General features: G+C 38.6%; 8 protein-coding genes. 7 read left to right on the plus strand and 1 reads right to left on the minus strand.

Annotated features, from left to right (window positions below; translation table 11 throughout):
- Positions 1 to 99 precede the first annotated feature (99 nt).
- The 7 genes from AACS98_RS05730 to AACS98_RS05760 all read left to right on the plus strand — a co-directional run bounded on the left by AACS98_RS05730 (position 100) and on the right by AACS98_RS05760 (position 6,979).
- Positions 100 to 1,038, plus strand: coding sequence for a hypothetical protein (locus tag AACS98_RS05730; protein WP_066377212.1), 939 nt, complete (start codon positions 100 to 102; stop codon positions 1,036 to 1,038).
- Between the two features lie 46 nt (positions 1,039 to 1,084).
- Positions 1,085 to 2,197, plus strand: coding sequence for a glycosyltransferase family 4 protein (locus tag AACS98_RS05735; RefSeq protein ID WP_232317111.1), 1,113 nt, complete (start codon positions 1,085 to 1,087; stop codon positions 2,195 to 2,197).
- Positions 2,198 to 2,207: 10 nt separating this feature from the next.
- The gene (locus tag AACS98_RS05740) at positions 2,208 to 3,572 is read left to right on the plus strand and encodes an O-antigen ligase family protein (protein ID WP_066377215.1); all 1,365 of its coding nucleotides are present in this window, start codon (positions 2,208 to 2,210) and stop codon (positions 3,570 to 3,572) included.
- Between the two features lie 58 nt (positions 3,573 to 3,630).
- Complete coding sequence (locus tag AACS98_RS05745; RefSeq protein ID WP_066377217.1) at positions 3,631 to 4,836, plus strand: glycosyltransferase; 1,206 nt, start codon at positions 3,631 to 3,633, stop codon at positions 4,834 to 4,836.
- A 74-nt stretch (positions 4,837 to 4,910) separates the two neighbouring features.
- On the plus strand, positions 4,911 to 5,558 hold the full coding sequence (locus AACS98_RS05750) for a class I SAM-dependent methyltransferase (protein ID WP_066377219.1): 648 nt from the start codon (positions 4,911 to 4,913) through the stop codon (positions 5,556 to 5,558).
- Between the two features lie 27 nt (positions 5,559 to 5,585).
- Positions 5,586 to 6,353, plus strand: a complete 768-nt coding sequence (locus tag AACS98_RS05755; RefSeq protein WP_066377221.1) for a glycosyltransferase family 2 protein — start codon at positions 5,586 to 5,588, stop codon at positions 6,351 to 6,353.
- Between the two features lie 134 nt (positions 6,354 to 6,487).
- The gene (locus AACS98_RS05760; RefSeq protein ID WP_232317115.1) at positions 6,488 to 6,979 is read left to right on the plus strand and encodes a YdcF family protein; all 492 of its coding nucleotides are present in this window, start codon (positions 6,488 to 6,490) and stop codon (positions 6,977 to 6,979) included.
- Positions 6,980 to 7,110: 131 nt separating this feature from the next.
- On the opposite strand, the gene AACS98_RS05765 is transcribed toward AACS98_RS05760, so the two are convergent.
- A partial coding sequence (locus tag AACS98_RS05765) for an RNA-guided endonuclease InsQ/TnpB family protein (protein WP_232317112.1) occupies positions 7,111 to 8,016 on the minus strand: 906 nt, incomplete at its 5' end.

An 8,016-nucleotide genomic window follows, 5' to 3' on the forward strand; every position in this document is an offset into this window, starting at 1 on the left:
TTCATTGAGCTTACATAGGTGGTTCTGGCATTCCTGCATTCAGTCAGCTAGAAGATATAGAACGGTGGAAATCATATAAGAGTAAAAATTCATAATAAAATGCCAAACTTAAAGTATCAAGAAAGTTCTTCTAATATATCTATAATGGTCAGTCTTTTGGGAGAATACTTCTTTCGTCAAACATGGTTTACTCTTTGTGCAGAAACATGGAAATTGGCACAAATCAATCAGCCAGTTTATATTTTAAGTGACGGATCGCTTACATTGGATAGTAAAGCCAAATTGGCTGATATGGGCTTAATAGTTCTTCCAGATAAAGATGTAAATGAAGTAGTTAATTCCACTCTTGGCAAATATCCTGGAATTTCAAAACTTCGTCAACAATCAAATCTTTTCAAAAAATTGATAGATACTTCTCTATTTTTTCCCAGTAACCGAATTCTTTATTGTGATTCAGATGTTATTTTTAGAAGACGATTTATCTTGCCTACAGAAGTCCCTTCTTTTTTATTTTGCATAGATGATATTCCTGGATATAGTGGAAGCTGGCAGATACCAATTATATACCCAATTGTAACTGGGCTTAATTCCGGATTTATTTACTTCGAGCCTGGTATAGTAGACCTTGATTATATCAATTATATATCTACTAAGTATCTTTTAAAGAGCAATCATATCTGGTGGCTAGAACAAACTTGCTGGGCATTATTAGCAGCGAAAATTGAGAATAAAGGAATTTTTGAAGGTAGCGATGCTTGTGTAATCAGTGGCTTTAAAAAAAGAACTCCAGAAGAAATTAAATTTAATAAGACAAAATACTTCACCTTAAACAAAAAAGTTTCTGATATTGCCACCATTGAATCAATGATTGGTGATGCTTCAGTGGTTCATTTTGCTGGCCCGGGAAAGCCTTGGATTGAACCTATTTATAAAAAATCATTCTATGATGATGTCAGAGAATTAAGGTGGAAAAAAGTTGAGAATGCTAATATGAAAGAAAAGTTATTACTGGGAATAAGAATGTTCATAAAAGGTTAAAATATGTTGAGCTTGCTTTAAGTTTAAAGAATTGAGATTAAATTAAGTGCTAAAAGTAGTTTTCTGCTGGGCTGACATCTCTGGTTACATGGCAGCTTGCTGGCGAGAATTACAATCTTTATCTGATATAGAGATATTCGTCATCGCCTTCCAAGCCCGTACTGAAACGTCATTTTCTGATCAACTAATGCAGGGTATTCCCTGTCGCCTTTTGAATCTTCAAGAAAGACAGGATGCCAATTTAATTAAAACTTTGGTGTTAGCAGCATCTCCAGATGTCCTCGTGCTGTGCGGCTGGTTACACAAACAGTATCGTCAGTTGGCGTTTGCCTCAGAATTTCGTGGAACAGCGTTAATCATGACGATGGATACCCCTTGGTGGGGTACATGGAAACAGCACCTAGCTTCCTGGTTTTTACGCTCCTATTTGCAACGCATGAATAGTGTTGTCGTGGCTGGGGAACGCAGTTGGCAATATGCCTCACGCTTGGGAATTCAACCAGCAAATATTGCTCGTGGTGTTTATGGTATTGATTATGATGCTTGGTCTCCATTGTTGGCAAAACGCCTCCAGTCTGAATGGCCACGTTCATTTTTATTTGTTGGTCGCTATGTTCCCATAAAGGGAGTTGATGTGCTAGTCAAGGCTTACCAAATTTATAGATCACAGGTATCCAATCCTTGGAATTTGGTATGTTGTGGGCAAGGGCCATTAGAATCACAACTCCAAGGACAACCAGGAATTGATAATCGAGGATTTTTACAGCCGACAGAAATGCAACAGGTTTGGCAGTCTGCTGGGGCGTTTATCTTACCTAGTCGATTTGACCCTTGGCCACTAGCATTAGTAGAAGCGGCGGCGGCTGGTTTACCCGTTATCTGTACTGATGCCTGTGGTTCAGCCGTTGAGGTCATTCGTCCTTGGTACAATGGCTTAATTATCCCACCAGCAGATGCCAAAGCCTTAGCTAAAGCTATGCTAACTCTACATCAACAATATACAGACTTATCCACATGGGGCAGGCGATCGCAACAGTTAGCAGCTCCCTACGCAGCCAATATCTGGGCAAGCCGTTGGCACGAACTGATACATGATGTACACCCAGCAAACAAAGCCAAGCAAAATCCCAGTAAGCTGGTTAATAAACATTTAACTTAAATGATCAAGCATGGCTTCAGATTTTATTAATAAACTTCTTAATCTAATTTTTAGCCCCTATGGTTTCCTGGGCATTGCCCTAGGTATGATGCTCTTGGAAAAAGCTAAAACTTCTCGTCGTTTAGCTTGGTTGTTATTCTCATTTTGCTGTTATGCCGCTTCCCTGGCAAAGTTTCAGGATGAGTGGGTCAAGGAACCACCAGCTTTAGTTTTTCCCTTACAACAATTACGTGAGCTAGGTCGTCCCCTAACTATAGTCATTCTAGCTTTGGTCTTGCTACTAGGAATGGAAACAAAAAATGGATGGCGGCGGGTGGTTATTCCACAACCAATCAATTACCTGGTGATGTTTCAGGCTGCGATTTTTCTTAAGGTCTTATTTTACGGTGATATGCTCTTTGCTTTACTAGCAGCCATGACCTTTGGTGCAGTAGTGCTTATGTTCAAATTGGGGCCTTCTCGTTGGTTACAGGATGAATCTAATTTCCACCTAGGTGTTTGGTCACTAGCAATGAGTGGCGTAATTTTTGGACTAGCCTGTACTTATCAAGGTATCTTTAATATGTATCCCATGACATTTACACAAGGAAGATTCCTAGGAACTACTGGTAATCCACAACATGCAGCTGCTTTTTTAGCTAGTACAGTTCCCTGTTTTATCTTCCTCATTGGACGCAATAAAAAATGGGATTGGGTAAAAGCTTTTTGGATAGCTATGTTACTGATTATTACTTACTTTTTATTCCTCACAGGCTCCCGTACTGGCACACTTATGGCAATCACTTCGATTTTGTTTTTCTATCGCAATAGAAGTGGTACTTTGTTGCGCCTAGGTTTTTTCGCTATTGTCTTATTAGCTATTATATTTTTATTCATCAATCCCACAGAAGTTATAAATAGCAACGCACAAATCAGCTACAGATTACTGGAAGGAGGAAACACTCGTGAAGGTGTTTGGAATGCTATGTGGAATAGCTTTATTAACTATCCTATATTTGGTGCTCCTTTAAATGGGGAACGCGTGAATTTTGCAGAAAATACTTGGTTAGCTGCCGGAGCAACTACAGGAATAATAGGATTGATACCTTTATTAATGATGGGCTTTGGCTGTTTGCAGATGATGTTTAGACTTACAAAAATAAGTAAGAAAAATCCTAATTATTTCCTGCATACTAGCACTGTTATTGCAGGTTTAGCCTGCCTTATATCAGGTAGCTTTTCCGAAGCTCTTTTATTAGGAAATATGTCTTTCCCTGTAATGGCTTTGATTTTGTATCTGTCATTAGGAAAGTATTTAATTGATGTTGATTATAAACATCAAAAAGACTACAGTTCATCGCCGACCATAAAAAATCATGATTTTACAAAAACCTAAAAATAAAACTTATTTTTATCACTGATTATTTTTACATATTTTTATTCTGATTAATTTAATGAAAGTTCTGCATATTATTGCATCTGTAACAAAAGTCCGTGGCGGCACTAGCCAGGCTGTTTTAGATATAGTTAAGTCACTACGAAATCGCAATGTCGATGCCGAGATTGCTACTACTAATGATGATGGTGATTACTTACTTGATGTCCCTTTACAACAGCGCATTGAGTACAAGCAAGTTCCGATTTGGTTTTTTCAGCGTTTTTCGCCTAATTTCAAACCAGTTAGAGAATACGCCTTTTCCGGTCAGTTTACCCAATGGCTTTGGCGCAATATGGCTAATTATGAACTGGTACACGTTCATGCTTTATTCTCCTATCCATCAACGATCGCCATGTTGATCGCTCGTATCCAGAATATTGCCTATATAGTTACAACGCATGGTTTACTATGTGAATGGTCTTTACAACAAAGCACAAGCAAAAAGCAAACCTATCTCAAACTTATAGAGAGAGCCAACCTCAACGCTAGTCAGATAATCCACTTCACTTCCCACAAGGAAAAGCAAGAAGTTTCACAGTTGGGATTTCAAGCTCCTAATTTTGTGTTACCCCTAGGAATATCTTTACCACATCAAATTCCTGATGCTCGTTATCGCCTACGTCAACAATTTAATATTCCAGTAAACGAACCTGTAATTTTATTTTTATCTCGACTGCATTATAAAAAAGGATTAGATTATCTAATTCCTGCTCTCGCTAAACTGGCTCATCACCGCTTTACTTTCATCCTTGCAGGTAGTGGTACTCCAGACTACGAAGCTGAAATAGAATCTTTGCTTGTCTCTCATGGATTGCGCGATCGCACCCGAATTGTGGGTTTTGTTGAAGGCGAGACTAAGGATATATTAATGCAAGGCTCAGACTTATTTGTTCTCACCTCTCACTCTGAAAACTTTGCGGTTTCAGTTTTAGAATCATTAGCTGTAGGTATTCCCGTCCTTGTGACTCCTGGCGTGGCTCTAGCTTCCGTTGTCAAGGAAAACCAACTAGGCTATGTTCCAGACATGGACGTATTAGCGATCGCTAATGCTTTAGAAGATTATTTAAGCAATGATCACGTTGCTAAACAGATGGGCGCGAATGCCCAAAAATTAATTGCGGATAACTATACTTGGAATCATATCTGTGATAAATTAATTAAAGAATATAGACAAATTATCAAGCCAGATTGCTCTCGGCAAAAATTATCTACTTATAAATAAAATTATTGTTAATTTTGTCTGATTAAATTTTAATATTTTTGTAAAAAATCAATAGTAAAAATTTTACAAATTCCATGCAAGCCAATACAAATCAATACGAATATTCTTACAAAGATAGTAATACTGAACATCATCATACTTATTTGTTATCTCCACTGTTGGATTTAATGGGGCAGGAACCTGTTAAACAAAACCAAAAATTGAGAGTCCTAGATTTAGGTTGTGGTAGCGGTAGCCTTAGCCATAAAATTGCTCAACATGGATATGAAGTAGTTGGGGTTGATGATTCGGCATCTGGAATATTTTTAGCCAGTCAAAACTTTCCTGATTGCCGTTTCATTCAAGCAAGTATCTATAACTTACCTGAAAACGATCTAAACCAGTCATTTGATATAGTTATTGCTGTGGAGGTAATCGAGCATCTATTTTACCCTAGAGAACTACTTAGGGCTGCTAAAAGATATTTGAAGCCAGAAGGTCGTCTAATTATTACAACACCCTATAATGGCTACTGGAAAAATTTGGCTCTTGCTCTTCTGGGGAAAATGGATTCTCATTATACAGCATTATGGGATGGTGGGCATATTAAATTCTTTTCTGTGGCAACTCTGACTAACCTACTTCAAGAAGAAGGCTTTGATAACACTATATTTAAGTTTAGTGGTAGATTACCCTATCTTTGGAAGTCTATGCTTTGTGCTAGCACTTTAGCAAAAATTTGATTTATTGTTGGTAATTAACTTGTATGTATGCTATTAAATATTACTCCTCTCATTCTGAGTTATAACGAAACATCAAATATTAAACGCACACTTGAGCAGCTAACTTGGGCTAATAGAATTGTTGTTATAGATAGTTATAGCACAGACGAAACTTTAAGTATTCTCTACTCCTATCCTCAAGTAGAAATATTTCAAAGAGAATTTGATTCTTTTGCATTACAGTGTAACTATGGGCTGACAAAAATTTTAACTGAATGGGTACTTTCCTTAGATGCAGATTATGTACTCACAAATGAGTTAATTGATGAACTGAAAGTATTAAAAGCAGAAACTAGCATCAATAGCTACACGGCCAGATTTAAATATTGCGTCTTTGGCAAACCTTTGCGTGCTACTCTGTTGCCACCCCGGAAGGTACTCTACAGAAGGGATAAAGCAATTTACAAAGATGATGGACACGCTCACCGAGTTTGGGTAGAAGGTGATTCAGGAATGCTTTCCGGCTATATTCACCATGATGATCGCAAACCTTTAAGTCGTTGGTTATGGGCGCAGGATCGTTATATGGTACTGGAAGTCAAGAAACTACTAGAAACTCCAAACAACGAACTTAGCAAAGGCGATCGCATCCGTAAACAAAAAGTAATTGCCCCTTTCATTATCTTATTTTATTGCCTGGTTCTCAAAGGTGGAATTCTGGACGGCTGGCATGGTTGGTACTACGCCTTTCAGCGTTTTCTAGCAGAAGTATTGTTGAGTATTCGTCTGATAGAAACTGAGAAACTCAACTCTTGAGGAAGAATTCAACAGCCAGAATCCAAGAAACGGTGTGGTTTTATGGAGGGTGAGTTATTAGCAGCAACAACTTTAGTAAAATTCAAAAGTATTGCCGCTTAGGACTAATAAGTTTCATCCTAGCTATTTTACTGATTATTCCAGTGCGGTTAGCGATCGCTTATCACCAAACACCCCAACCCCAAGCCTTTTTGATTTTAGGTGGTGATATAGCTAGAAGCAAAACGGCGGCTGAAGTAGCCCGATTCTACCCATCTCTGCAAATTTGGGTGTCTTCTCCCGCAGATGCACGCAAAACAATCCAAGCTTTTCGAGATGCCGGTATCCCAGACAGCAGAGTAAATATTGACTATCGTGCTGTAGATACTGTCACCAACTTCTCAACCATAGTACCACAGCTTCAACAAAGGAACATTCAACACCTTTACCTAGTGACATCAGATTTTCACATGCGGAGGTCTCAAGCGATCGCTTTCATCATCCTAGGTAGTCAAGGTATCGCTTTTACTCCCATCTCAGTAGCCTCGAACCGCCCCCAAGACTCCATTGACCGCGTTCTTCGTGATATTATTCGCTCTATCCTCTGGGTTTTCACTGGTTGGACAGGAGTTAATCTACCCAATTAATTATACCCTGGATGCAATTTTTTGGTAATGGCGATGCGATCGCTAACTCATATCCGGGTTTTAGTTAAATCGTAACCATGCCGATTCAAAAAAGCTAACAAATACTAACAAGTGCCAGCTTTTTCTTCCTGCTACCCTTCGGGAACGCCTTCGGCGAACACCCTAGAAGTGTCGGCACTATCTAGTCCACAGGCTAACACGGTCAATCTGACCGCTTGTTGACAGAGATTGATGGCAGCATTGACATCTCTGTCACACTCCCAGCCACAATGTTCACATTTAAACACTCTTTGCGACAATGGCAGAGATGATTTTTGCTCTCCACAACTAGAGCAAGTTTTACTACTGGGATAAAATCTATCCACAATCACCAACTTACTACCATATAGTTGTGTTTTATATTCTAGCTGCCTACGAAACTCGTAAAATCCCATATCAGCAATAGCTTTAGCTAACTTCCCATTCGCCAACATCCCTGAAACATTCAAATCCTCTATCCCTATCACCGCGTGGTTTTTGCTGATATAGGTGGTGATTTTATGTAATGTGTCTTTCCTGATGTTGGCTATTTTTTGGTGTAGCCTAGCGATTTTGATTTGGGATTTTCTATAATTACTTGAACCGAATTGTTTATGACGGTTCAAATATTGCATTCTGGCTAGCTTGGATTCATACTTTTGATAACTTTTGGCTCCATCAAATATTTCTCCTGTTGAAAGTGTGGCTAAATGACTGATGCCTAAATCAACTCCTACAAACTCTTGTGTTTTAGGCGTTGTAGAAGTTTCTACTTCTATTTTCCAAGAGATAAACCACTTATGAGCTTGTTTACTGATGGTGACTGATTTGGGTTGATATCCTGTGGGTAAATATTCGTAAGTTTTTATCCATCCAATCACAGGTACTCTGACTTTACGGGTGTCAATCTTAATTGCACCATCTAGGGTAAAGCTATCATGTCTGCCTTTCTTCTTGAATTTAGGAAAGCCTTTGGTTTTGTGGAAAAAAGATTTAAAAGCATCTGATAGGTGTCTCAA

The organism is Anabaena sp. CA = ATCC 33047 (genome assembly GCF_963870205.1).
Classification (GTDB): domain Bacteria; phylum Cyanobacteriota; class Cyanobacteriia; order Cyanobacteriales; family Nostocaceae; genus Trichormus.

Coding starts and splice junctions, on each gene's coding strand:
- AACS98_RS05745 (WP_066377217.1), top strand. CDS start 3,631: ATGAAAGTTCTGCATATTATTGCATCTGTAACAAAAGTCCGTGGCGGC.
- AACS98_RS05730 (WP_066377212.1), top strand. CDS start 100: ATGCCAAACTTAAAGTATCAAGAAAGTTCTTCTAATATATCTATAATG.
- AACS98_RS05740 (WP_066377215.1), top strand. CDS start 2,208: ATGGCTTCAGATTTTATTAATAAACTTCTTAATCTAATTTTTAGCCCC.
- AACS98_RS05755 (WP_066377221.1), top strand. CDS start 5,586: ATGCTATTAAATATTACTCCTCTCATTCTGAGTTATAACGAAACATCA.
- AACS98_RS05750 (WP_066377219.1), top strand. CDS start 4,911: ATGCAAGCCAATACAAATCAATACGAATATTCTTACAAAGATAGTAAT.